The sequence below is a fragment of the Streptomyces sp. NBC_01017 genome (genome assembly GCF_045162795.1).
Taxonomy (GTDB): Bacteria; Actinomycetota; Actinomycetes; order Streptomycetales; family Streptomycetaceae; genus Streptomyces; species Streptomyces machairae.
This window is the reverse complement of the sequence record NZ_CP108683.1, coordinates 9,946,228-9,968,802: the sequence shown is the minus strand read 5'-3', so window position 1 is coordinate 9,968,802 and position 22,575 is coordinate 9,946,228. Positions and strand designations below refer to the sequence as shown.

Annotated in this window: 20 protein-coding genes and 1 pseudogene; 9 read left to right on the top strand and 12 right to left on the bottom strand. The window is 72.1% G+C overall.

All coding sequences use genetic code 11. From position 1 onward, the window contains the following. Window positions 1-36 precede the first annotated feature (36 nt). Window positions 37-2,217, bottom strand: coding sequence for a BTAD domain-containing putative transcriptional regulator (locus OG331_RS45600; protein ID WP_406208611.1), 2,181 nt, complete (start codon window positions 2,215-2,217; stop codon window positions 37-39). 155 nt (window positions 2,218-2,372) lie between these two features. On the opposite strand from OG331_RS45600, the gene OG331_RS45595 reads away from it, so the two are divergent. Continuing rightward, a complete protein-coding gene (locus tag OG331_RS45595) occupies window positions 2,373-3,254 on the top strand; it encodes an alpha/beta fold hydrolase (protein WP_406208608.1) in 882 nt (293 codons plus the stop codon). A 36-nt stretch (window positions 3,255-3,290) separates the two neighbouring features. Here OG331_RS45595 and OG331_RS45590 read toward each other — a convergent pair whose 3' ends face one another. Then, the gene (locus tag OG331_RS45590) at window positions 3,291-4,265 is read right to left on the bottom strand and encodes a TauD/TfdA dioxygenase family protein (RefSeq protein WP_406208605.1); all 975 of its coding nucleotides are present in this window, start codon (window positions 4,263-4,265) and stop codon (window positions 3,291-3,293) included. A gap of 104 nt (window positions 4,266-4,369) precedes the next feature. Then, window positions 4,370-5,920, bottom strand: a complete 1,551-nt coding sequence (locus OG331_RS45585; protein ID WP_406208603.1) for a glycoside hydrolase family 32 protein — start codon at window positions 5,918-5,920, stop codon at window positions 4,370-4,372. A 166-nt stretch (window positions 5,921-6,086) separates the two neighbouring features. Here OG331_RS45585 and OG331_RS45580 point away from each other — a divergent pair, with 166 nt between their 5' ends. From OG331_RS45580 to OG331_RS45565, 4 genes are read left to right on the top strand one after another with little or no spacing between them, the layout of a single operon-like run. Beyond that, window positions 6,087-7,496, top strand: coding sequence for an extracellular solute-binding protein (locus OG331_RS45580; RefSeq protein ID WP_406208600.1), 1,410 nt, complete (start codon window positions 6,087-6,089; stop codon window positions 7,494-7,496). Continuing rightward, window positions 7,493-8,449, top strand: a complete 957-nt coding sequence (locus OG331_RS45575) for a carbohydrate ABC transporter permease (RefSeq protein WP_406208597.1) — start codon at window positions 7,493-7,495, stop codon at window positions 8,447-8,449. The genes OG331_RS45580 and OG331_RS45575 overlap by 4 nt, the downstream gene beginning before the upstream one ends. A 13-nt stretch (window positions 8,450-8,462) precedes the next feature. Continuing rightward, window positions 8,463-9,317 (top strand): carbohydrate ABC transporter permease, encoded by an 855-nt coding sequence (locus OG331_RS45570; protein WP_406208594.1) that lies wholly within the window; start codon window positions 8,463-8,465, stop codon window positions 9,315-9,317. Beyond that, window positions 9,314-10,714, top strand: coding sequence for a glycoside hydrolase family 32 protein (locus tag OG331_RS45565; RefSeq protein ID WP_406208592.1), 1,401 nt, complete (start codon window positions 9,314-9,316; stop codon window positions 10,712-10,714). The genes OG331_RS45570 and OG331_RS45565 overlap by 4 nt, the downstream gene beginning before the upstream one ends. On the opposite strand, the gene OG331_RS45560 is transcribed toward OG331_RS45565, so the two are convergent. Next, window positions 10,677-11,741: a LacI family DNA-binding transcriptional regulator gene (locus tag OG331_RS45560; protein ID WP_406210758.1), complete on the bottom strand. Its 1,065-nt coding sequence runs from the start codon at window positions 11,739-11,741 to the stop codon at window positions 10,677-10,679. The two genes, OG331_RS45565 and OG331_RS45560, sit on opposite strands and share 38 nt — an antisense overlap. A 96-nt stretch (window positions 11,742-11,837) precedes the next feature. Between OG331_RS45560 and OG331_RS45555 the strand changes: the two genes are divergently transcribed. The 3 genes and pseudogenes from OG331_RS45555 to OG331_RS45545 form a co-directional block, all read left to right on the top strand. After that, on the top strand, window positions 11,838-12,668 hold the full coding sequence (locus OG331_RS45555; protein WP_406208589.1) for an aldo/keto reductase: 831 nt from the start codon (window positions 11,838-11,840) through the stop codon (window positions 12,666-12,668). 79 nt (window positions 12,669-12,747) lie between these two features. Continuing rightward, complete coding sequence (locus OG331_RS45550; RefSeq protein WP_406208586.1) at window positions 12,748-13,359, top strand: DNA polymerase ligase N-terminal domain-containing protein; 612 nt, start codon at window positions 12,748-12,750, stop codon at window positions 13,357-13,359. Window positions 13,360-13,453: 94 nt separating this feature from the next. After that, window positions 13,454-13,741 (top strand): annotated as a pseudogene (locus tag OG331_RS45545) (ATP-dependent DNA ligase); the annotation flags it as partial. 61 nt (window positions 13,742-13,802) lie between these two features. Here OG331_RS45545 and OG331_RS45540 read toward each other — a convergent pair. The 4 genes from OG331_RS45540 to OG331_RS45525 form a co-directional block, all read right to left on the bottom strand. Continuing rightward, window positions 13,803-16,139 carry a SpoIIE family protein phosphatase gene (locus tag OG331_RS45540; RefSeq protein WP_406208583.1) on the bottom strand — a complete coding sequence of 779 codons (2,337 nt, stop codon included), beginning with the start codon at window positions 16,137-16,139 and terminating at the stop codon, window positions 13,803-13,805. A 108-nt stretch (window positions 16,140-16,247) separates the two neighbouring features. Continuing rightward, the gene (locus OG331_RS45535; RefSeq protein ID WP_406208579.1) at window positions 16,248-16,706 is read right to left on the bottom strand and encodes a peroxiredoxin; all 459 of its coding nucleotides are present in this window, start codon (window positions 16,704-16,706) and stop codon (window positions 16,248-16,250) included. Next, window positions 16,703-17,083 (bottom strand): DoxX family protein, encoded by a 381-nt coding sequence (locus OG331_RS45530; RefSeq protein WP_328883872.1) that lies wholly within the window; start codon window positions 17,081-17,083, stop codon window positions 16,703-16,705. The genes OG331_RS45535 and OG331_RS45530 overlap by 4 nt, the downstream gene beginning before the upstream one ends. A 77-nt stretch (window positions 17,084-17,160) precedes the next feature. Continuing rightward, entirely contained in the window at window positions 17,161-17,916 is a 756-nt protein-coding gene (locus tag OG331_RS45525; RefSeq protein ID WP_406208576.1) for an AraC family transcriptional regulator, read from the bottom strand. Window positions 17,917-18,003: 87 nt separating this feature from the next. Between OG331_RS45525 and OG331_RS45520 the strand changes: the two genes are divergently transcribed. Then, the gene (locus tag OG331_RS45520; protein ID WP_406210755.1) at window positions 18,004-19,182 is read left to right on the top strand and encodes an MFS transporter; all 1,179 of its coding nucleotides are present in this window, start codon (window positions 18,004-18,006) and stop codon (window positions 19,180-19,182) included. Between the two features lie 19 nt (window positions 19,183-19,201). On the opposite strand, the gene OG331_RS45515 is transcribed toward OG331_RS45520, so the two are convergent. The 4 genes from OG331_RS45515 to OG331_RS45500 all read right to left on the bottom strand — a co-directional run bounded on the left by OG331_RS45515 (window position 19,202) and on the right by OG331_RS45500 (window position 22,447). After that, window positions 19,202-19,723, bottom strand: a complete 522-nt coding sequence (locus tag OG331_RS45515; protein WP_406208573.1) for a MarR family winged helix-turn-helix transcriptional regulator — start codon at window positions 19,721-19,723, stop codon at window positions 19,202-19,204. Between the two features lie 33 nt (window positions 19,724-19,756). Next, complete coding sequence (locus OG331_RS45510; protein WP_406208570.1) at window positions 19,757-20,950, bottom strand: NAD(P)/FAD-dependent oxidoreductase; 1,194 nt, start codon at window positions 20,948-20,950, stop codon at window positions 19,757-19,759. Then, window positions 20,947-21,141, bottom strand: coding sequence for a ferredoxin (locus OG331_RS45505; protein WP_062710869.1), 195 nt, complete (start codon window positions 21,139-21,141; stop codon window positions 20,947-20,949). Before OG331_RS45505 ends, OG331_RS45510 begins: the two co-directional genes overlap by 4 nt. Before the next feature lie 73 nt (window positions 21,142-21,214). Continuing rightward, window positions 21,215-22,447 (bottom strand): cytochrome P450, encoded by a 1,233-nt coding sequence (locus OG331_RS45500; protein WP_406208568.1) that lies wholly within the window; start codon window positions 22,445-22,447, stop codon window positions 21,215-21,217. Between the last annotated feature and the right edge of the window lie 128 nt (window positions 22,448-22,575).

Genomic DNA, 22,575 nt, shown 5'->3' with positions numbered 1-22,575 from the left:
GACGAGTCTCGTCGAGCGGTTCACCGGAACAAATGATCAATTGGTGACGGCTGTCCTGCCAACGACAGCGGTGATGTCGTGCAGGAACGCCGAGACCGGGCCCAGGGTGAGCAACCCGCTGCCGGCTCCGGCCAGTTCGTTCGCCGCCGGGGAGAGGGCGGTGTGTGCGCGTGCCAGGGCCGGCCGGTCGCCGAGGGCCAGGGCCGCTCGGGCGGTGAGGCACCACAGGGCCTCCTGGAGGAGATCGCGGGGTGGTTCGGGTGTGGCGTGGAGGGCCTCGGCCGCCTCGGGGCGATGGCCTCGGTCGAGGAGCAGCAGGGGGCGCACCCATGGCGCGTAAGGGCCCCAGTCCGTCCGGTCGTCGAAGTGCAGTGGCCGGTCGTGCCGCACGCGCAGGCACATCAGCGCGAGCGGCAGCAGGCCCTGGGCGAGGCCCGGCATGCCCGCGCCGTGCAGCAGGGTGGCCGCCCCCTGGTAGGCCGCCTCCACCTCCGTCACCGGCGCCCGGCCGGTGGCATCCAGCCGCAGCGCGGCGTACCAGCCGGTGAACACACCCACCAGCGGCGCCTCGTGACGTACGGCCAGTGCGTCGGCGGCGGCCGCGTGACGGTCTGCCGCAGTGAAGTCGCCGAGGGCGCTCAGGGCCTGGAGCCGGATCAGGTGGCCGAGGATCTCGAACGTGGTCAGGCCATGGCGGGTGGCGAGCGCGACCAGTTCCGCACCGATCTCGGCACGGCGCGGCGCCAGTCCGGTGCTGTCGAAGCACTGCATGAAGGCCGCGTTCAGGGCGAAGGCCAGCAGCGCCGGATCGTCCAGCCGACGGGCCGTCTCCTCGGCCTGGCGGGCGGCCTGCGGACCACGGGTATGCGGGGTGCCGCGCGACTCCAGGGCAATCGTGGCGAGCAACCGGACCTTGGCCGCCTCGTGCTCCTCGGCGGGCAGGGCGACGAGTGTGCGTTCGGCTGCCGCGACCACTTGTGCCGCCTGTTCGGGGTCGTCGAGGCGAGTCCAGATCGCCGGGACGTCGTAGACACCGATGACGCGGGCGGTCAGCTCGGCGTCGCCCAGCTCCTCGGCGGCCGCGATGGCCGCCACCCGGTGCTCCCGGGCGGCCAGCAGTCCGCTGCCTCCGGTCACGGCGAGGTTGCGCAGCAGACCTGCCGTGGACTCCAGACGGGCGCGAGCGCCGGGGGCGACGGCACGGTCGTAGGCGGCAGCCACCTGCTCCCAGACCCGGCCGGCGGGGGTGGATGCCGGCGCGAGGGGGGTGGTCCGGGGGAGGTCGGAGGGCCGGGGAAGGCGCTCGGCCTCACCGAGGTACTCGCCCCGGCGGACGCGCTCACTGAGGTCAATGGGCGCGACTTGGCCGAGGGACTCCCCCGCGCGGCCGGGCTGGGCACCGCCCTCGTCAAGGTGCTCGGCCCGACGCTCGCGCTCGCTCCGGTCGAGGTGCCCGGCCTGCCGCAGGACGTCGGTCTCCAGGGCCCGCAGACCAGCCCCGGGATCGATACCCAGTTGCTCGCTCAGCAGCGCACGCGCCTTCCGCAGCACCTCCAGGGCGTCGGCCTGCCGGCCCGTGCGGTACAGGGCCAGGGCCAGCAGGCGCCAGGCGTTCTCGCGCCAGGGATGCTCGGCCGCGTGCGCCCGAAGGTCCGCGGCGGCACGGTCGGCCGACCCGAGGACCAACAGTGCTTCGGCGCGCAGTTCCACGGCGTGCAGGCGCAGCTCGGCCAGGCGGCGGGTCTCCGCCCCGGCCCACGGCTGCTCGGCGAACTCCGCGTAGGCGGGGCCGCGCCACCATCCCAGCGCCTCCTCCAGCCGTACGGCTGCCTCCGTGGGCTGCCATGTCGCCGCGTCGGCGACCGTCCGCTCGAAACGCCAGGCGTCCACCGCGTCCGTCGTGGCGCGCAGGGCGTAGCCCGGACCGTCGGTGACGAGCAGCCGGGCCGGTGCGCGGGGCGGGCGGTCGGGTTCGAGGGCGCGGCGCAGTGCGGCGACGAAGGTGCGCAGGGCGCCCACGGCGTCGGCGGGCGGGTCCGTCCAGAGGTCGTCGGCCAGGAGGGAGACGGGCACGACACGGCCCCTGGCGACGATCAGCCGGGCCAGCACCGAGCGGTGTCTCGGCCCCTTGAGGGCGATCGCGTTCCCGTCCGCGCCCCAGGCGGTCACGGGCCCGAGCACACCGAAACCCAAGCCACGGCCCACGTCCTCCACCATCTCCCTCCGTCGACCCGGGTCGCCCGGGCGCTGCTCATTCGCTGCTCATCCGCCCCAGGGACGATCGGGGAACAAGATCCCTCACGAGGAGTCTCCCGACAGAACCCCTCAGAGAGATCCTCCACCCATCGACAAGCATCGGAAGGAGCGGAGCCATGACGACACCCGTCATCGCCGGCTTCGATCACCACCGCGTCCCCGTCGCCGACGGCGTGTCCCTGCACACGGCCGTCGGCGGCTCCGGCCCGCCCGTCGTCCTGCTGCACGGCTTCCCGCAGACGCACCTGATGTGGCGCCACGTGGCCGCGGACCTCGCCGCCGACCACACCGTGATCTGCCCGGACCTGCGCGGCTACGGCGCCAGCGACAAACCGGCCGAGACCGACGGCACCGTCTACGCCAAGCGGACCATGGCCGCGGACATCGTCGCCCTGGCCGGTGAACTCGGACACGAGCGCTTCGCATTGGCCGGGCACGACCGCGGGGCCCTGGTGGCCTTCCGTGCCGCGCTCGACCACCCGGCCACGGTCACCCACCTGGCCTGCCTCGATGTGCTGCCGACGCTCGACATGTGGGAGGTGATGCACGGCGTCACCGCCGCCGTCGGCTTCCACCTCTATCTGATGGCCCAGCCGCCCGGCCTGCCCGAACGCATGATCGGCGCGGCGCCGGACGACTTCTTCGGCCACTTCCTCGACATCTGGACGTCCGACCGGCGGGCCGTGCCGGACGAGGTCCGCGCCGCCTACCTGGCGGCCTGCCGCGAGGCCGTGCCCTCGATCGTCGCCGACTACCGGGCCTCGGCCGGCGTCGACATCGAGCACGACCGGGCCGACCGAGCGGCCGGAACCACGCTCCGGATGCCGGTCGGCGTGCTCCAGCAGGACTGGGGCGCCGCCCTCGGCTTCGACGCCGCCGCGCTGTGGCGTGCCTGGGCGCCCGATCTGCGGCACACCACGGTCACATGCGGTCACTTCATGGCCGAGGAGGCGCCGGACGAGATCGTGAAGGCGCTGCGCGACCTGATCGCCGGCTGAGCGCGCCGAGCGTGCCGAGCTGACCGGGGGCGTCGGCTACCAGCGCCCCCGCTCGGTCCCGGTGATCGGCTCCGACGGTTTGCCGTCCACCCCCACCGGCACGTCACCGGCGAGCATCACCCGGTGCATGGTGCGGGGGAAGTCGAGGTGGGCGTTGTCGCCGGGGGCGAGGTGGATGGTGGCCCGGTTGTCCCAGAAGGCCACGCTGCCGGGCTCCCAGCGGAAGCGGACCGTGTACTCGGGGCGGGTCGCCTGGTCCAGCAGCATCTCCAGGACGGCGGCGCTCTCCGCCCGGGAGAGGTCGGCGATCTGCTCGACGTAGTAGCCGTTGACGTACAGGATCCGCTCCCCCGTCTCGGGGTGGACCCTGACCAGCGGATGCAGGGTGGCAACCTGATGGTCGAGGAGATGACGGACGTACGCGTCGTCGCCGGGCCGGGGCTGGTAGCCGACGCCGAGGCGGTGCTCGGCCCGCAGCCCGTCCACGAACTCCCGCACCGGGCCGGACAGACCGGCGTACGCGGCGGCGAGGTTCGACCAGGTCGTGTCGCCGCCGTACGGGGGTACGGTCTCGGCGCGCAGGATCGTCGCGGCGGGCGGGTCGACGCGGGCGCCGTGGTCGCAGTGCCAGCCGCGCAGCAGGGTGTGACGGCGGCGCCGCAACCACTCGTCGTGCTCCATGCCGAACTTCCCGCCCAGCTCCAGCCGGTCGGCGGTCGTCTCGATCTCGGGGAAGTCCGCCGGGGAGGCGCTCCCCCGCTTGCGCAGGACGACCGGTTCGCCGAACCGGCGCGCGAACGCCACATGCCCGGCGTGGTCCAGCCGCTGCCCGCGGAAGAACACCACCTTCCAGCGCAGTACGGCCGCCCGGATCGCGGCGACCACGGCGTCGGCCGGCTCCGCGGCCAGGTCGACGCCCGTGATCTCCGCCCCGATGTGCCCGGCGACCGGTTTCACCTCGATCCCCGCGAGCTGCTCCGTCCCGTCCGCTGTGGCCCTGTCCGTCGTCATGCCTGCTCCGTCGGTCGTCCGTCCGCACCGGCCCCGGTCCGAGCCGGCCCCAGGAAGATCGTGACAGTGTTCGGCGGGCCTGGCGACAGCGCCGCGACGGAGCCTCAGACCGCGAACTCCCGTATCACCGTGTTCCGGAAGACCGCCGTGCCGTCGATCGTGAAGAGCGCGAGCCCGGTGTCGATCAGATACGGGAAGACCTCCGACGAGTGCACATACCGTCCGTCGCCGACGAACATCTCGACGGACGTACGGTCGACCAGGATCCGCAGCTGCACGGTGCGGGCGGACGGGTCGAAGGGGCTGTGGCTCTCCTGCCATCTGCCGGAGGCGTCGGGGTTCACGGTGGGGCGGCGGTTGAGGAAGGCGTAGTCACCGTAGATCCCGGCGTCGACATGGCGGGCGCCGTCGGGTGACCGGCGCAACTGGAGTCCGGCGCCCGTGAGTTGGTCCCAGGTGATCTCGCAGGTCACCTCGTAGGCCGTGCCCTGGTAGTCGAGCACGCGGGTGCCGGTGACCTCCAGGTCACCCAGGTTCACCGTGCGGGAGACGTGGTCGTGCAGGGCGGCGACCGGTTGTGAGGCGAGGTGGTACGTCCCGTCGGTTCCCCGCTTCAGGGTGGTCTCGCGGACGATCGAGTCGGTGCCGTTGAAGCCGTCGCAGTCGATGGTGGGCGTGATGTTGGCGTAGTCCCAGTTGTTGAGCCAGCCGATCGCGTAGCGCACGGACGGGTCCACCGAGCCGTCGCTCCGGTGCTTCTCGAAGGTGACGGCCGCGTACCAGTCCCAGCCGTGGTCGAGCCACTGCGGGTCGGCGCCGTCGGCGGTGAAGGCGGTGCCGTCGAAGGAGCCCGTCCAGTAGGCGTACGTGTTCGGCAGCCCCGAGCCCTTGCCGTTGGCGCTGACGCCGAGCACCCACTTCGCGGTGCCGTCGTCGGCGGTGATGCGAAACAGGTCCGGGCACTCCAGGACGCCGATCCCGCCTTTGACGAAGCCGCTGACGTACGTCCACGACTTCAGGTCGGTGGAGTGGTAGAAGCCCACCTTGTCGTTCTCCGCGAGCGTCATCACCCAGCGCCCGCGCTCCTCGTCGCGGATCACCTTGGGGTCGCGGAAGTCCCGGACGCCGGGGTTGGGCAGGACCGGGGCGGTGCCGTGGGGCGTGAACGTGCGGCCGCCGTCGGTCGAGTAGTACAGGTACTGCGCCTGCGTGACCTCGTCCGGCGCCATCGTGGCGAGGACGATCACCGCGCCCGCGCCGAAGCCCGCGGTGTTGTCGCTGTCGATCACCGCCGAGCCGGACCAGACGTCGCCGTTGGGGGTGGTGTCCTTCGGCACGGCGATCCCGCGGTCGGTGAAGGAGACCAGGTCGGTGCTGGTGGCCAGGCGCCAGGCGGTGCCGGTGGTGGTTCCCCCGGCGAGATAGTCCGGGTTGTACAGGTAGTAGTAGTGATACTCGCCGTCGATCCAGATCGGGCGCTGGGGGTCGTTCTTCCACTGGTCGGGGACCGTGAAGTGGTACTGGGCGCGGTAACTGGTGCAGGTGGCTGCCGCCTTCCTGGGCTTCGCGGCGGCCGTCGGTGCGGTCGCCAGCAGTGCGGCCGAGGCTCCCGCCGCCGAACCGGCGAGCAGCGCTCTCCTGGACATCCCTCGCATCACGCATCGTTCCTCTCGTCAGAGGTGTCAGAACGGGACTCGTGGGATCAGGACTGTGCGACCTAACTCGTTAAAGGTCAAGTGGTTCGCACCTATTGACAGGGCCGTGGCCCGCTTCCCATCATCTGGGCATCACTACTCGACTAACACGAGTTAGGCCCGTTAGATGACCGACTCGCACCTCACCCGCCGCACCCTGCTGCGGTACGGCGCCTACGGCGCGGGAGCCGCCGCGCTGGCAGGCACCGCCGCGAGCTGGGAGCGGCTCACCGGAGCCGACATACCCGGCCGGAACGACGGCTCCCTCGTCGTCGCCACACTCGGCCCCGCCTACGGACCGGAGGCCGTCCGCACGCTCACCGAGGGCTTCAGCAAGGTCCACCCCGACATCAAGCTGCGGATCAACGCCGTGCAGGCCGTCGACTGGTCGGACTTCTTCGCGAAGATCCTCACCCAGATCGCGGCGGGCACCGCGCCCGATCTCGTCTACGTCGCCACCGAGGGCGTCCAGCTGTTCGCGCAGCGTCTCGGGGTCCCGCTCGACGACTGGGTGCGGCGGGACGCCGAGGAGCTGCGCGAGTACTTCGCCGACGTCCATCCCTCGCTGGTGGAGTCGATGATGTACGAGGGCAGCCTCTACCAGCTGCCGGTCGAGTTCAACGCCGCCGACATGTACCTCAACAACCAGGTGCTGGAGCGGGCGGGGGCAGCCTTCCCTGCGGCCGACTGGACCCGCGACGACTTCACCGCGCTGCTGCGGGACATGAAGCGGTCCAGCGGCTCCCAGTTCACGCCGTACTTCTGGACCAACCGGCTGTGGGGCGGCGTGGTGCCCTGGCTGTTCGCCAACGACACCAACCTGCTCACTGAGTCCAAGGCACCCGGTGGCGCCTGGCTGTGGGACTCCTTCTACCCGGACGCCCAGCGGCAGGGCCGCGGGGGCGGCTTCCGGTGGACGACGCCGCAGGCCACCGACGCACGCGTCGAGGAGGCGTACGACTATCTCGCCTCCCTCATCCAGGAGGGGCTGTGCACCCGTCCCGAGGGCGGCAACGGCCAGAACCTGATCGGTGTGTTCTCCACCGGCCGGGTCGGGGTCACGCCCGCGGGCGGCTTCTGGGCCGGCGGCCTGCATCAGGCCGGCATGCCGGCCGACGGCTTCGACGTGCAGTACTTCCCGCGCTGGCGCACCCAGCGCATGCAGTACGGCGCCGCCGGCTACGCGCTGCTGCGCACGTCGAAGCGGCAGGAGGAGGCCTGGGAGTTCATCAAGTACGCCGCCCGCCACGACACCCTGACGCGGCTGTTCACGACCAACCAGACCACCCCGGCGCGCCGCTCGATGCTGACCGCCGACCGCTACCGCGAGACCGGCCCGAACCGCTGGCAGGTCTTCTACGACACCCTCGACCAGTTCCCCGACACCGGGCCGATCCCGGCGCCGCCGCAGGTCGCCGAGGTCGAGCAGGTGCTGCTCAAGCACACCGGTACCGCGCTGTCCTCCCGGCGTGCGGTGGGCCCCGCGCTGCGCCGGATGCAGGGCGATCTGGAGAAGGCCATGGAGCGTGACGTATGACGAACACCCGGATACCGGCCGCCGTACGGCCGAAGCGGCCGGCCGCGCAGTCGGCCCCCACGGCCCGCCCCTCCGCCCGCGACCGCGGCGCGCGGCGGCTGGCCACGCTGTTCCTGGCGCCCACGATCGTCGGCATCGTCGTCTTCACGGTCGTACCGATCGTCGGATCGGTGGTGCTGAGCCTCTTCCACTGGAACGTCATCGACTCCCCGCGCTTCGCCGGGGCCGCCAACTACCGTGAGGTCTTCACCGACTCGACCGTGCTGGTCTCCTTCCGCAACACGCTCGTCTTCATGGTGTTCGCGGTGGCGCTGCAACTGCTGATCGCGCTGGTGCTGGCCCTGGCGGTGAACGGGCGGATGCCGGTGTGGCTGCGCTCGGTGTTCCGGTCGGCGTTCTTCTTCCCGCTGGTGCTGTCCGCCGCGTCGATCTCGGTGGTGATGAAGTACCTGTTCAACCAGGACTTCGGGGTCGTGAACTGGCTGCTCGGGCTCGTCGGTGTGGCTCCGGTGCCCTGGCTGACGTCCGAGAACGCGGCGATGGCCACGGTGATCCTGGTCTACGTCTGGCAGCAGTTCGGCTTCTCGTTCCTGCTGTTCGTCGGAGGCCTGAACAACATCCCCAAGGAGGTCCACGAGGCCGCCTCCCTCGACGGCGCGACCGGTCTGCGCAAGCACCTGGGCATCACGCTCCCCCTGCTCTCGCCCACGCTGCTCGTCGCGTCGGTGGTCGGCATCATCAACGCGCTGCAGGTCTTCGAGCAGCCGTACGTCCTCACCAACGGCGGTCCCGGTGACGCCACCCGCACCGCGGTGATGGTGATCTACGAGAGCGCCTTCGAGCAGTTGCGGTTCGGCGAGGCCTCGGCGGTGGGCGTGCTGCTGTTCGTGCTGATCATGGCGGTCACCGCCCTCCAGTTCCGGCTCAGCCGGCGTTTCGTCCACTACCAGTGAGCCGGTGAGTCCGATGAGCCAAGCAACCCTCTCCCTGAGCCGAACCCGGCACTCGCTCGCGCCATGGGCCCGGATCGCCGCGCTGGCGGTGTGCGCGCTGCTGACCCTGGGCCCGGTCCTGTGGACCGTCACCACCTCACTGCGCACCCCGGCCGAGGCCTTCGACCTGCCGCCGCGGATCATCCCGACGGACCCGTCCGTCGAGGCGTACCGCGGAGTCTTCGACCAGATCGACGTATGGCTGCTCGCCCTGAACTCGACGCTGGTGACCGCGCTGATCGCGGTGGGCCAGATGATCACGGCGGGACTGGCCGGTTACGCGTTCGCGCGTCTCGAATTCCGGTTCAAGAAGCCGCTGTTCGGGCTGGTCCTCGCGACCATGATGGTGCCGTTGCAGGTCACGATCGTGCCGGTGTTCCTGGTACTGAAGTCGATGGGGCTCACCGACACCCTGCTCGCTCTGATCATCCCGGCCTTCCCGACCGCGTTCGGCACCTTCCTGATGCGCCAGTACTTCCTGGGCATGCCCAAGGACCTGGGCGAGGCGGCGATGCTGGACGGCTGCGGGCCGTGGCGGATCTTCCGGTCCGTGTACGCGCCGCTGGCCGCGCCCGGTCTCGCGATCGTCGGTGTGCTGGCCTTCAACTACCACTGGAACGAGTTCTTCCGCCCGCTGATCCTGGAGACCTCCGGCCAGAACTACACGCTGCCGCTGGGCCTCGTCTCCCTCCAGGGCAACCTCGGCACCGGCTCCATCTCCGTGGTGCTCGCCGGTGTCGTCCTCTCCATGATCCCCGCCGTCGCCGTGTTCGTCGTCGGTCAGCGCCCTCTGCGTGAGGGCATCACGTCCGCAGGAGTCAACCGTTGAGCCTCACCGCTCAGTCCCCGGACCCCAGCGCCCCGCGCTTCCGGGTGCGTCCCCCCGCCAACTGGATCAACGACCCCAACGGGCCCTTCCGTTGGCGGGGCCGCCATCACCTCTTCTACCAGCACAATCCCGCCGCCCCCGTGCACACGAACGTCCACTGGGGACACGTTTCCAGCGCCGACCTGGTCCGGTGGGAGCACCATCCGATCGCGCTCACCCCGATGCCCGGCGGCCCGGACGAGGCGGGCTGCTGGTCCGGGTGCGTGGTCGACGACGACGGCACACCGACCGCGGTGTACACGGGCGTCGACCGCCACCACACCGGCCTCGGCACGATCTGCCTGGCGCGGGCGGTGGTCCCGGAGGACGAGACGCTCACCGACTGGAAGCCGCTGCCGACACCGGTCGTGACCGGCCCGCCCGCCGACCTCGACGTGGTCATGTTCCGCGACCCGTTCGTGTTCAGGAGCGGCGGACGCCGCTGGGCACTGGTCGGCGCGGGGCACGCCGACGGGACACCGTCGGTGCTGCTGTACGACTGCGACGACCTGGCGGACTGGCGGTTCGCGGGGGTGTTCCTGGACGGCAACGACCCGGTCGCGGCGGATGCCTTCGGGGACGGGGCGGTGGGCTGGGAGTGCCCGCAGCTGTACTCGACGGCGGGCGGCGACTGGGTGCTGGTGCTGTCGCTGTGGGACGGAAACCCCTGCACCACCGGCTATCTGACGGGCCGTCTTGACCCGTACGGCGAGGCCGAGTTGCGCTTCGCGGCCCGCACCGGCGGGCGCCTCGACCATGGGCGGGACTTCTACGCCCCTGCCGTGCTCCAGGAGCCGGACCGGGCGTTGATGTGGGGCTGGTCTTGGGAGGCCCGCGAGCAGGGCGAGGTCGATCGCGTGGGCTGGGCCGGGGTCCTGACCGCGCCGAGGGTCGTGGACGTGCATCCCGGCGGGACCCTGCGGGTCGTACCGGCGCCGGAGCTCGAACTGCTGCGTGCGGCCGAGCCGTTCGCCACGTCGGCGGACCGTCGAACCGTGCTGCCGGAGGCGTACGACCTGACCGTCACCGCGTCCGGCCGCACCACAGTCAGCCTGCTCCGGTCCGCCTCGGGCGCCGAGCTGACGGTCGTTCTGGACCCGGACGACGGAACCGTGACACTGGACCGCGGCGACTGGCCACGGACAGGACGCGAGGGATCAGGGCCGATCGTGGTGCGGGCCCCGGCCGGCGAGGTGCGGATCCTCGTCGACGGCTCGCTGTTCGAGCTGTTCGTCGGCGACCAGGCGACGGTCACCGAGCGGGTCTACCGGCGACCGGACGACGTGGCCGAACTCGTGGTGACGGGCGCTTCGATCGCGGTCACCGGCTGGGAGCTGGTCCCACCGACGCACGGCTGATCACCGGGCAGGCCAGGCGCCGCACCGTCGCGGGCGGCGTCCTGCCGGTCTCGATGGCGTCGAGGACCAGCCGTGCGGCGGCGTCGCCCATCGCCCGGTGGGGCAGCGCGACGGTGGTGAGGGGCGGGGTGAGGAACTCGGCCATGTGTTCCTGGTCGTCGTAGCCGACCACCGACAGCTCGCCGGGGACGGCGATGCCGAGCCGGGTCGCGGCGTGCAGGGCGCCCGCCGCGACCCGGTCGTTGTAGCAGAAGATCCCGGTGGGACGCAGGTCGGCCGGGACGCCGTCGAGCACGCGCAGCGCGCCCTCGTACCCGCCGGTGATCTCGCCGCCGGTGCGCACGACCCACTCCTTGGGGACGGTGATCCCCTCGGCACGCAGGGCGTCGCGGAAGCCGCGCAGCCGGTCGACGGAGGCGATGTCGTCCTGCCCGCCCACCATGGCGACCCTGCGGTGCCCCTCGTCCAGCAGCAGCCGCGCCGCCGTCCGGCCGCCGGCGCGCTCGGCGGGGATGACCGCAGGCAGGGAGTCGTCCTCGGGCAGGCAGTTGGCGAGGACGGAGTGGGTGCGGTGCAGGCCCTCGGGGACGCGGACGCGACGCAGCGACATGGCCGCGTAGATGATGCCGTCCACGCGTCGGTCGAGGAGTTCGGCGACGGCGGCGTCCTCCTTGGCGGGGTCGCCGCCGGAGTCGATGGTCAGCACGAGGTGCTCGCTGCCCCAGGCGGTCTCCATGGCGCCGCGCAGCAGCCGGCCGGCGAAGGGTGAGGAGGCGATCTCGTCGGTGACCAGGCCGATCACGGCCGTGCGGCGGCGGCGCAGGCCGCGGGCGACGGGGTCGGGGCGGTAGCCGAGCTGGGTGGCCGCCTGCCGGATGCGTTCCTGCGTGGCGGGCGAGAGGTTGCCCTCGGCGCGGCCGTTGAAGACGAAGGAGACCGCCGTGTGCGACACCCCGGCGAGCCGGGCGACGTCCCGTGATGTGGGACGTGCCGGTCCCGTCGGCTGCTTCTCCTCCATGCCGCCCATGCCGTCCGCTGCCCTCGTCCCCCGCCGTTCCGGTTGATCACGGCTCACCCTATCCGTGACGCTGGATGCACGACACAGTCAAGGGAAGGTCCGGAAGTGATCAGCATCCCGACCCACACGCTCAATGACGGTACGACTCTCCCCGCCCTCGGTCTCGGCACCTGGCCGATGGACGACGCGCAGGCCGAGGAGGCGGTTCGCGGCGCCCTGGAAGTGGGGTACCGCCTGGTGGACACGGCGACGAACTACCGCAACGAGACCGGCGTCGGCCGTGGCGTCGCGGGCAGCGGCGTGCCCCGCGAGGAGATCGTCGTGACGACCAAGCTCCCCGGCCGGCATCACGGCCACGAGGAGACCCTCGCCTCCTTCGAGGAGTCCCGCGCCCGCCTCGGCCTGGACTACGTGGACCTCTACCTCATCCACTGGCCGCTCCCCCGCGTCGACAAGTACGTCGACTCCTGGAAGGCCATGATCAAGCTGCGCGAGGACGGCCTCGTCCGGTCGATCGGGGTCTCCAACTTCACGCCCGCGCACATCGACCGGCTGGAGAAGGAGACCGGGGTCCTGCCCTCCGTGAACCAGATCGAGCTGCATCCGATGTTCCCGCAGGACGAGCTGCGCGCCTTCCACTCGGGGAAGGGCATCGTCACCGAGAGCTGGAGCCCGCTGGGCCGCGGCACCAGCCTCCTGGAGGACCCGGTCGTGCAGGGCATCGCCGACGGCCTCGGGGTGACTCCCGGCCAGGTCGTCCTGCGCTGGCACACCCAGCTGGGCGCCCTGCCCATCCCGAAGTCGGCGAGCCCGGAGCGGCAGCGCGAGAACCTCGACATCTTCGGGTTCACCCTGGACGACACCCGGATGGCCGCCGTCACCGACCGCGCCCAGCGGCGCCTCGGCGGCGACCCCGAGGTGCACGAGGAGTTCTGAGCGGGCGTGGCCGACCGGGTTCCCGGCGGCGTCGGGGACGCGGCGCGGGGTACTCGGGGCGCCCGGGAAGGAGGCGACCGTGGGTGAGAAGGACCGGCTGCGGGACTATCGCGGCAAACGTGACTTCGGGCGGACCCGTGAGCCGGAGGGCGGCTCGGCGGCCTCCGGTGCCCAGCCGCGTTTCGTGGTGCAGATCCATGACGCGAGCACCCTGCACTTCGACTTCCGGCTGCAGGTGGACGACGTGCTGAAGTCCTGGTCGGTGCCCAAGGGGCCCTCCGACGACCCCCACGACAAGCGGCTCGCCATGCCCACCGAGGATCATCCGCTGGAGTACGAGGACTTCGAGGGCGTGATCGCGAAGGGCGAGTACGGCGGCGGCACGGTGATCGTCTGGGACAACGGGACGTATGAGCCGCTCAGCCATGACCGCAAGGGGCGGCCGGTCGACTTCGGCGAGTCGCTCGAGCGCGGCCATGCCACCTTCCGGCTGAGCGGCTCGAAGCTGCACGGCGAGTACGCCCTCACCCGGTTCCGCAGCGGTCAGGACGGTGACCGTGAGGCGTGGCTGCTGGTGAAGGCCGGTAAGGGACGGACGCGCGGGCACGGCACACCCGACCCGTACCGGGCGCGTTCGGTGCAAACCGGCCGTACGCTCGGCCAGGTCGCCGCCGAGGGCGACGAGGGGTGAGCGGTGGCGACCGATCTCCTGGACTCGCTCCCCGCCGAGCAGCGCCGGCTGCTGAGCGAGGCGTGCCCGGAAGCGGACCTGGTTGCGGAGCCGCCGCGAGTCCCTGCTGCGCCGCGCCCTGGCCTACCGCACCCCGCTGCGCATGACGCCCCACCGCGACGAGGGCGGCGCCGAGTTGCCGGCCGCCTCCTGCGCCCGGGGCTGGGAGGGGCTGATCGCCAAGCGGGCCGACGGGCACTACCAGCCGCGCCGGTCCGGGGACTGGCTCAAGGAGTGGACCCGCGACGGCATGCTGCGCCATCCGCGGTACTTGGGGCTGCGGAACGACAGGGCGGCCGAGGAGGTCGTACGGGAGCGGCCGTCGGGGCGGGCCGCCGGCTGAACTCGGCGGATGTGCCGGCGAACCCGGACGGCCCTCCGAGTGATCACACCGGTTCGAGGGATCACACCGGTGGCAGCGGCTGTTCCGCCCAGATCGTCTTGCCGCTGCCTGTCTGCCGACTGCCCCAGCGCTGGGTGAGCTGGGCGACGAGGAGCAGTCCGCGTCCGCCCTCGTCGTAGGCGTGGGCCCGGCGCAGGTGCGGGGAGGTGGAACTGCCGTCGGAGACCTCGCAGATGAGGGTGCGGTCGCGGATCAGGCGCAGTTGGATGGGCGGTGCGCCGTACCGGATGGCGTTGGTGACGAGTTCGCTGACGACGAGTTCGGTGACGAAGGCCGCCTCGTCGAGGCCCCACGCGGTCAGCTGGTCGGTGGCGGCCTGCCGGGTTCTCGCCACGTGCTCGGGGTCCGGCAGGACGTCCCAGGTGGCGATGCGGTCCGCGCCCAGGGCCCGGGTGCGGGCCAGCAGCAGGGCCACGTCGTCGCTGGGGTCCTCCGGGAGAACGGCCTTGAGGACCGTGTCGCACAGGGCGTCCAGGGTCTCGGCGGGCGCGGTCAGCGCGCGGCACAGTTCGACGGTGGCGTGGTCGATGTCGCGGTCCCGGTCCTCGATGAGACCGTCCGTGTACAGGGCGACCAGGGACCCCTCGGGCAGTTCCACCTCCACGGCTTCGAAGGGCAGCCCGCCGACCCCGAGCGGGGGTCCCGCGCTCATCTCGACGATCCGGGTGGTGCCGTCGGGCAGCACGAGGGCCGGTGGCGGGTGGCCCGCGGCGGCGAGGCTGAGGCAGCGGCTCACGGGGTCGTAGACGGCGTAGAGGCAGGTGGCGCCCAGTTCGGCGACCTCGTCGCTGTCGTCTCCTGCGAGGTGGGTGACCAGGTCGTCGAGGTGGGTGAGGAGTTCGTCGGGCGGCAGGTCCACGTCGGCGAGGGTGCGTACGGCCGTGCACAGGCGGCCCATGGTGGCCGACGACGGAATGCCGTGTCCGACGACGTCACCGACGACGAGGGCGACGCGGCCGCCGGACAGCGGGATCACGTCGAACCAGTCGCCGCCGATGCCGGCCTGCGATCCGGACGGCCGATAGCGGTGCGCCACCTCGACGGCCGCCTGTCCGGGCAGTCCCCGGGGCAGCAGGTTGTGCTGCAGGGCGAGTGCCGTGGTGCGCTCCCGGGCGAAGCGGCGGGCGTTGTCGATGCAGACGGCTGCGCGGCTGGCGAGTTCCTCGGCGAACACGGCGTCGTCCGCTCCGTAGTCGTCCGACTGCCGGATGCGCACGGCGACCGCGACGCCGAGTGTGGTGCCACGGGCCCGCAGCGGCACGGCCATCATCGAGTGGGCGCCCACGCGGTGGGACCGGCCGGACGGAGCGCGGGCGTTGCGTTCCGCGATCCACCGCATGAACGCCGGCTCGCCCGCCTGACTCTGGATCACGTCGCCGTGCAGGATGGCCCGCGCCGGTGGCGAGAAGGGCGGGTAGTGGTCCACCCCTCCCAGGTGCACGGCCGCTTCCGGGGTGCCCTCGGTGCCGGAGCCGTGGGCGACGCGGCGCAGGGCGATGTCGGTGCCGGCCAGAGCCGGGGGCTCCTCCGATCCCAGGACCCAGTCGAACAGGTCGACGCTGGCGAAGTCGGCGAACCGGGGCACCATGATCCCGATCAGTTCCTCGGCGGTGCGCACCACGTCCAGGGTCGTGCCGATGGCGGCCGCCGCCTCGTTCAGCAGGGCCAGCCGCTCCCGCGCCCAGTACTGGTCGGAGCTGTCGAACGCCGCGAGGGCCGTGCCCACGACGTCGCCGGAGGTGTCCCGTACGGGCCACATCTGGATGCTCCAGGCGTGCTCCCGGTTCAGGGCCGGGGCTCCCGTGAAGCTCTCGTAGCGGACGGGCCGGCCCGTCTCGGCGACCTGACGCAGATGCCAGTGGAAGCCCCGGCTGTGCTCCGCGTCCTCCACGGTCTCCGGGAAGGGCCGGCCGATCAGGACCTCTTCGGGCACGCCCATCACCTGGCAGGCGACATCGTTGAGCCGCAGGTAGCGCTGCCGGGTGTCGAAGACCGACATCGACATCGAGGCCTGCTGGAAGGCCCGCTCGGCGAGGGTGGGCTCCGGCCCCTCGGCGGGTTCACCGACGACCATGTAGCCGTCGCGTGCGCCGTCCTCGCCCAGCACGCTGTGCGCCCGCAGCGCCAGAAGTACGTGCGAGCCGTCCCGGTGGCGCAGCACTACGGTGCCGGCCAGCGCTGCGACGGCGGCGGGCGACGGTTCCTCGGCGAGCAGTTCGCGCCCGGGCCGTCCTACGACCTCCTCGGCGGTGCGCCCGGTGAGCCGCAGGGCACCTTCACTCCACCCCTTGACCACACCCTGGGCATCGAGGATCACCGCAGCGGAGACGCGCTCCATGTGGTCCAGCATGAGTCCTCGGCCGCACCGCATCAACCGCGACGCCCAGCCGTTACCGCCCGTCACGCCTTGGCGCACGCTGCCGCCGCGCCCCGGGCGACAGTCGGGTCACTTGCGCAGCGCGGCGAGGGCCCGGTCGGCGTGGGTGTTCATCCGCAGTTCGCTGCGGACGACCTCCAGGACGGTGCTGTCCTGGGCGATGACGAAGGTGACCCGTTTGGTCGGGGCCAGTGAAAAGCCGCGGGTCACACCGAACCGGTCCCGGACCTTCCCGTCGGCGTCGGACAGCAGGGTCATGCCGAGCGTGTGCCGGTCGGCGAACTCCTGCTGGCGTTCGACCGCGTCGCCGCTGATGCCCACGGGACGTGCGCCGGCGGCGGCGAACTCGGCGGCGAGATCACGGAAGTGGCAGGCCTCCGCGGTGCAGCCGGGGGTGAGGGCGGCGGGGTAGAAGAAGAGCACCACCGGTCCCTCGGTGAGCAGTTCGGTGAGGCTGCGGGTGGTGCCGGTCTCGTCCGGCAGCGTGAAGTCCTCGACCTTGTCGCCGACCTTCAGCTGTGCGCTCATGCCCGTCCCTCCGTGTTCTTCGCGACGCCTCGGGCCCACAGCACGAGGGGGATCTGCAACGGCAGCCGGCCGATGGCCGCGGCCTTCTGCGGGGTGGGGCGGTGCCGCCAGTCGACGGCCATCTTCACGTTCGCGGGAAACACGCCGACGAAAAAGCCGGCTGCTGCCAGCGCGGCGACCTTGCGGGTGCGCGGCAGCGCCACCCCGGCCGCGAGCGCCAGCTCGGCGACGCCACTGGCGTACGTCCAGGTCCGGGGCTTTCCCGGCAGGGCGCGCGGCACGACGGCGTCGAACTGGCGTGGGACGGCGAAGTGGGCGACCCCCGAGGTGGCCAGCAGGCCGGCGAGCAGCAGGGGTGAGCGTTCGGACCGGGGCACGGATCCTCCTTGGATGGCCTGCCGCCGGATGCTACCGGAGGGTAGGTCATGGCCCGCCACCCGCCCCTGGCCGGTCATCAGCCCTGTTCCGTGCGGCGGTTGTGCGCTCCCGGCGTGTGTCCGAAGGAGCGGCGGAAGACGTCGATGAAGGCGCTGGCGGAGGACCAGCCGCAGCGGTGGGCGACGGCGGTGACGGGGATGTCCTCGGCGAGCAGCCGCAGCGCGTGGTACAGGCGCGACTGGGTGCGCCACTGCGGGAAGGTCATGCCGAATTCGGCACGGAAGAGCCGGCTGAGTGTGCGCTCGCCGGCCCCGGTCGCGGCGCCGAGCGCGGCGAGCGTGCGCGAGTCGGCCGGGTCGGCGTGGACGAGCGCGCAGACCGCGGCGAGGCGTGGATCCGCGGGTGTCGGCAGGCGCAGGGGCTGCTGGGGCGAGGCGCGCAGTTGATCGCGCAGGACGGCGAGCAGGCGGTGGCGCTCGGGGCCGTCGTCGGCGGGGTCACGCGTGTAGGCGAGGATCAGCTCGCGCAGGAGCGGGCTGACGGCGAGCACGGTGGGGGCGTCCAGGCCGAGCGGGTTGTCGTCGGCGGGCAGGCCGACCAGGTACAGGTCGAGGTGGCCGTGGGCGCGATGCGCGTGCACGGTGCCGGCCGGGACCCAGATGGCGCGGTTGCCGGGGGCGAACCAGGTGCCGGCGTCGGTGGTGACGGCGAGGACGCCGGAGCCCGCGTAGACGATCTGGTGGTCGTCGTGCCGGTGGGCGTCGATGCGTTCCCCGGCGGCCAGGACCTTGGCGCGGGTCGGCGCGGTCGGCGTGTGGCGGATGTCCGACATACTTCGGCAGATTATCGGAAGCGGGCCACGGCCGGGCGCGGCGACGATCGCGGGGTGACCGAGAAACGCAATCGAGCGATCACCCTGATGTCCCTGGGCCATGCCTGTGTCGACGTGTACCAGGGTGCCGTCGCCGCCCTCGTCCCCTTCTTCGTCGCCGAGCGCGCCTACAGCTACGCCGCCGCCTCGGGCGTCGTGCTCGCCGCGTCCCTGCTGTCGTCGGTGGTGCAGCCGCTGTTCGGGGCGCTCACCGACCGGTGGGCGATGCCCTGGCTGCTGCCGCTGAGCGCGCTGCTGGGCGGCGCGGGGGTCGCACTGAGCGGCGTCATGGGTTCCTACGCACTCACGCTGGCCGTGGTCGCCGTGTCGGGGATCGGGGTCGCCGCCTACCACCCGGAGGCGGCCCGCGCGGCCCGCGCCGCCTCGCGAGGCAGTCATACGGCGATGGGCTGGTTCTCCCTCGGCGGCAACGTGGGCTTCGCCCTGGCACCGCTGCTGGTGGCGGCGGTGATCGCCACCGGCGGACTGCGCGCCTCTCCCCTGCTGGTCGTACCGGCCGTCGCGGGGGCCGCGCTGTGCGCCGCGACGGTGCGTACGGCAGCGGACCGTGGCGCGACCGGGCCCAGGGCCGAAGGGGTCGGCACCGACGACTGGCCGTCGTTCCTGCGGCTGTCCGGCGCCATCGTGTGCCGGTCGATCGTGTTCGTCGGCCTGAGCGCGTTCGTCTCGCTGTACGTCCGTCAGCGCACCGGCGGCGGGGACGTGGCCGGCACGGCCGCGCTGTGCGTGCTCTACGCGGGCGGCGCGGTGGGCACCGTGGCCGGGGGCCGGCTCGCCGAGCGGTACGGGCGCATCGCGGTCGTACGCCACGCCTATGCGCTGTCCGCGCTCGCGGTGGCCGGGGTGGTGCTCGTTCCCGGGCCGGCGGTGTATCTGTTCGTCGCCCTGACGTCGGCCGGCCTGTATGTCCCGTTCTCGCTGCACGTCACGCTCGGCCAGGACTACCTGCCCCGCCGGGTGGGCACCGCGAGCGGAGTGACGCTGGGGCTGGCCGTCAGCGTGGGTGGCCTCGCCGCTCCCTTGATCGGCGCGCTGGCCGACGCCACCTCGCTGCGGACGGCACTGGTCCCGCTGATCGCGCTGCCCGTGCTGGGACGACTGCTGCTGCGCGGGCTGCGGGAGCCTGCCTCGCCCGGACAGGCCGAGCCCGATGGCGCCCCGGGGTCCGAGGCCTCCGGTCACCGCACTCGCACCGCGTCGGCGTGAGAGTGCGGTGGCCGGCCGGTCAGACGGTGCCGGCCGGCTGCTGCTCGGTGTCCTCGTCGACGGCGTGGGCGAGGAAGTCGTCGACCATGCGGTGGAAGAGGGTGGCCAGCTGCCGCAGCTCCTCGGGAGTCCAGTCGGACAGGGCGAGCTGCATACCGCGGGCGCCGGCCTCGCGGACCCGGGCGATGGCCTGCCGGCCGGGCTCGGTGAGCTCGATGCGCTGGGCGCGGCGGTCCTGCGGGTCCGGAACCCTGGTGACGTAGCCGCTCTTCTCCAACTGCTGCACCGTGCGCGTCACGTGCGAGGCCTCCACACCGAGCCGGTTGGCCAGCTCCCCGGGGCGCAGTGACTCCGAGTCGGCGACCTGACGCAGGAGCGCCACGGCGGCCCGGTCCAGCGGCACGTCGGCCAGGGCCATGAGCCGGTCGTGCTGCCGGGCCCGTGTGCTCAGATAGGTGATGCGGGTGAGCGCGCGCTCGATCTCGATCACTTCGGGGGACGCGGGCGCCTCGGGGAGTTCGGGGAGCGGTGGTGTGGACATGGGCCCACTTTACCATCTCATTGCGTAACTCAATTAATTTACGGCTTGCCTGGCGCCTGCGACCTGCCCGCCCACCGCCTCCAGCCAGTTCATGCCGGACGCGATCGCCTGTCGCCACTGCCTGATCGCGCGGGGCGGCATGCCCACCGCGAGCGCGCCGGTCACGCGGTCGCCGGTGCGGTAGGCGGCGACGAATCGGCGTTCCGTCAGGTCACCGTCCACGATCGCGACTTCGTCGTGGCCGCGCAGAAAGCCGTACGCCTGGATCTTCATGTCGTACTGGTCGGACCAGAAGTACGGCACCGGGGCGAACGGTTTGCGTCCGTCAGGGCTGAGCAGGTTGCGGGCGGCCGCCATCCCCTGCTCGGCGGCGTTGGTGCGGTGCTCGATCCGCATCGACCGGCCGAACAGCGGGTTGTACCAGCGGGCGACGTCGCCCGCGGCGTACACGTTGCGAGCGGCCTCGCAGTACTCGTCGCACACCACGCCGTCGCCGACGGTGAGCCCGCTGTCGTCCAGCCAGTCGGTGTTGGGCTGCGAGCCGACCGCGATCAACACCTCGTCGGCGTCGACCAGTTCACCGTCGGCGAGTCGTACGCCGCTCCCGGTGACCTCGGTGACGGTGACGCCGCAGCGCAGGTCCACGCCCCGTTCCAGATGCGCCCGCGTCAGCATCTCGCCGACCTCCGTGCCGACGGCGTGGGCCAGCGGGACCGGGGCGGGTTCGAGGAGCGTCACCTCGCAGCCCAGCCGCCAGGCGACGGCGGCTGCCTCGGCCCCGAGGAACCCGGCGCCGACCACGACCAGTCGCCTGCCCGGGGTCAGCCGGTCCCGCAGCCTCACGGCGTCGTCCAGGCTGCGCAGCACATGCCCGCCCTGCCCAGGGAGGCGACGCGGGCGTACCCCGGTGGCCACGATCAGGCCGTCGTACGGAACCGTCGAGCCGTCGGCCAACCGCACTGTGCCGTCGGTGAGTCGGAGGCCCGTGGCGGCCACCCCCAGGCGCAGGTCGAGGTCGAGACCGGCCAGGTCGTCCGGGGTGCGCAGCGCCAGCCGCTCGGGCTCCCACTCGCCGGCCAGCAGGTGCTTCGACAGCGGGGGGCGGTCGTACGGGGCGAGCGGCTCGTCGCCCACCAGGGTGAGCGTGCCGTCGTGGCCCTCGCGGCGGAGCGTCTCGGCCGCCGCGAGTCCGGCGGCCGAGGCACCCACGACGACGATGCGCCTCACTGGTCCACCAGCCGGATCGCGGCGGCCGGGCAGATCGCGACGGCCTCGCGTACGCCGTCGAGGTGTTCGGCGGCGGGCTGCTCGTCGAGCAGGATCGCGATGCCGTCGTCGTCCTGGTCGAACACGTCCATCGCGGCGAGCACGCACTGTCCGGACGCGACACACTTGTCGGCTTCCAGCTCCACCTTCATGACCGGATTCCCTTCTTCGTACGGGGTTTTGTTCGTGTGCGAGGTTTGTTCGCGTGCGGGTGAGGGGGAGCCGTCACCAGGAGACGGGCAGTGCGTGGACGCCGTAGATGAACGCGTCGGTCTTGAAGCGGACGTCCTCGATCGGGGCCGCCAGTTTCAGTGTCGGGATGCGCTTGTAGAGCGTGCTGTAGACGACCTGGAGTTCCATCCGGGCCAGCGGCTGGCCCAGGCACTGGTGGACGCCGAAGCCGAAGGCGACGTGGCGGCGGGCGTCGCGGGTGAGGTCGAGGCGGTCGGGGTCGGTGAAGACCTCGGGGTCGCGGTTGCCGATCTCGTTGACCATGATGACGCCCTCGCCGGCCTTGATCACCTGGCCGCCGATCTCGATGTCCTCGGTCACCGCGCGGCGTCGGCCGAGGTGGGTGATGTGCAGGTAGCGCAGGAGTTCCTCGACGGCCCCGGCGACGAACTTGGGGTCGTCGGTCTCGCGCAGCAGGGCCAGCTGGTCGGGGTTCTGGAACAGTGCCAGGGTGCCGAGCGCGATCATGTTCGCGGTGGTCTCGTGCCCCGCGATCAGCAGGAGCAGGGCCATCTCGGTCGCCTGCTGGTGCGTGAGTTCACCGGCGGTGATGCGGCCGGCGATGCTCGACAGCAGGTCGTCCTTCGGCTCGGCGAGCCGCTTGCCGACGAGTCCGGCGAGGTAGCCCGCGACATCACGGCTCGCCCTGCCCCGTTCCTCGGGCGTGGCGGTCGTACGGACCATGGTCCTGGTGTGCTCCTGGAAGAAGCCGTGCTCCTCGTAGGGCACGCCCAGCAGCTCGCAGATGACCAGCGACGGGATCGGCAGCGCGAACACGTCCACCAGGTCCACCGGGGACGGGCCGGCCAGCATGTCGTCGATCAGGCCGTCCACGATGCGCTGCACGGCGGGCCGCAGCGCCTCGACCTTCTTGACCGCGAACGGCGCCGTCACCATCCGGCGCAGCCGGGCGTGTTCGGGGTCGTCCATCATGATGAAGCTGAGCTTGCCCTCGCCGGCGTCGGGGCTGGCCTTGGTGGGATAGCCGGGGCTGTCGGTGTCGGCGCTGACGCGCGCGTCGCCCAGCAGGGCGCGCTGCTCGGCGTAGCGGGTCACGAGCCACGGCTCACTGCCGTCCCACAGCCGCACCTTGGTCAGCGGACCCTGCTCCTGGAGCTGCTTGAGGGTGGGCGGCGGGTCGAAGGGGCAGCGGGACTCCCTGGGCATCGGGAACTCGGGGACGGCGTCCGGTGCTTCGGGCGCGGGGTCGGTCAGGATGTCGGCCATGGTTCTCCTCGGATGTGGGGGCTCCGGGTGGGGTGGAGCGCCGGGCGAAGGGTCGAGGCCTCGATGAGCACAGGCAAACAGAGGGGCCTGACGCGACCCGGTCAGTTTCCTGACAGAAGGCTGACGTG

Bases quoted from the DNA above. Each gene is read 5' to 3' on its own strand.
- OG331_RS45585 (WP_406208603.1), bottom strand. From the start codon at position 5,920: ATGCGAGGGATGTCCAGGAGAGCGCTGCTCGCCGGTTCGGCGGCGGGA.
- OG331_RS45540 (WP_406208583.1), bottom strand. From the start codon at position 16,139: ATGGAGCGCGTCTCCGCTGCGGTGATCCTCGATGCCCAGGGTGTGGTC.
- OG331_RS45505 (WP_062710869.1), bottom strand. From the start codon at position 21,141: ATGAAGGTGGAGCTGGAAGCCGACAAGTGTGTCGCGTCCGGACAGTGC.
- OG331_RS45500 (WP_406208568.1), bottom strand. From the start codon at position 22,447: ATGGCCGACATCCTGACCGACCCCGCGCCCGAAGCACCGGACGCCGTC.
- OG331_RS45515 (WP_406208573.1), bottom strand. From the start codon at position 19,723: ATGTCCACACCACCGCTCCCCGAACTCCCCGAGGCGCCCGCGTCCCCC.
- OG331_RS45570 (WP_406208594.1), top strand. From the start codon at position 8,463: ATGAGCCAAGCAACCCTCTCCCTGAGCCGAACCCGGCACTCGCTCGCG.
- OG331_RS45600 (WP_406208611.1), bottom strand. From the start codon at position 2,217: ATGGTGGAGGACGTGGGCCGTGGCTTGGGTTTCGGTGTGCTCGGGCCC.
- OG331_RS45525 (WP_406208576.1), bottom strand. From the start codon at position 17,916: ATGTCGGACATCCGCCACACGCCGACCGCGCCGACCCGCGCCAAGGTC.
- OG331_RS45520 (WP_406210755.1), top strand. From the start codon at position 18,004: ATGTCCCTGGGCCATGCCTGTGTCGACGTGTACCAGGGTGCCGTCGCC.
- OG331_RS45595 (WP_406208608.1), top strand. From the start codon at position 2,373: ATGACGACACCCGTCATCGCCGGCTTCGATCACCACCGCGTCCCCGTC.
- OG331_RS45535 (WP_406208579.1), bottom strand. From the start codon at position 16,706: ATGAGCGCACAGCTGAAGGTCGGCGACAAGGTCGAGGACTTCACGCTG.
- OG331_RS45590 (WP_406208605.1), bottom strand. From the start codon at position 4,265: ATGACGACGGACAGGGCCACAGCGGACGGGACGGAGCAGCTCGCGGGG.
- OG331_RS45560 (WP_406210758.1), bottom strand. From the start codon at position 11,741: ATGGGCGGCATGGAGGAGAAGCAGCCGACGGGACCGGCACGTCCCACA.
- OG331_RS45580 (WP_406208600.1), top strand. From the start codon at position 6,087: ATGACCGACTCGCACCTCACCCGCCGCACCCTGCTGCGGTACGGCGCC.
- OG331_RS45575 (WP_406208597.1), top strand. From the start codon at position 7,493: ATGACGAACACCCGGATACCGGCCGCCGTACGGCCGAAGCGGCCGGCC.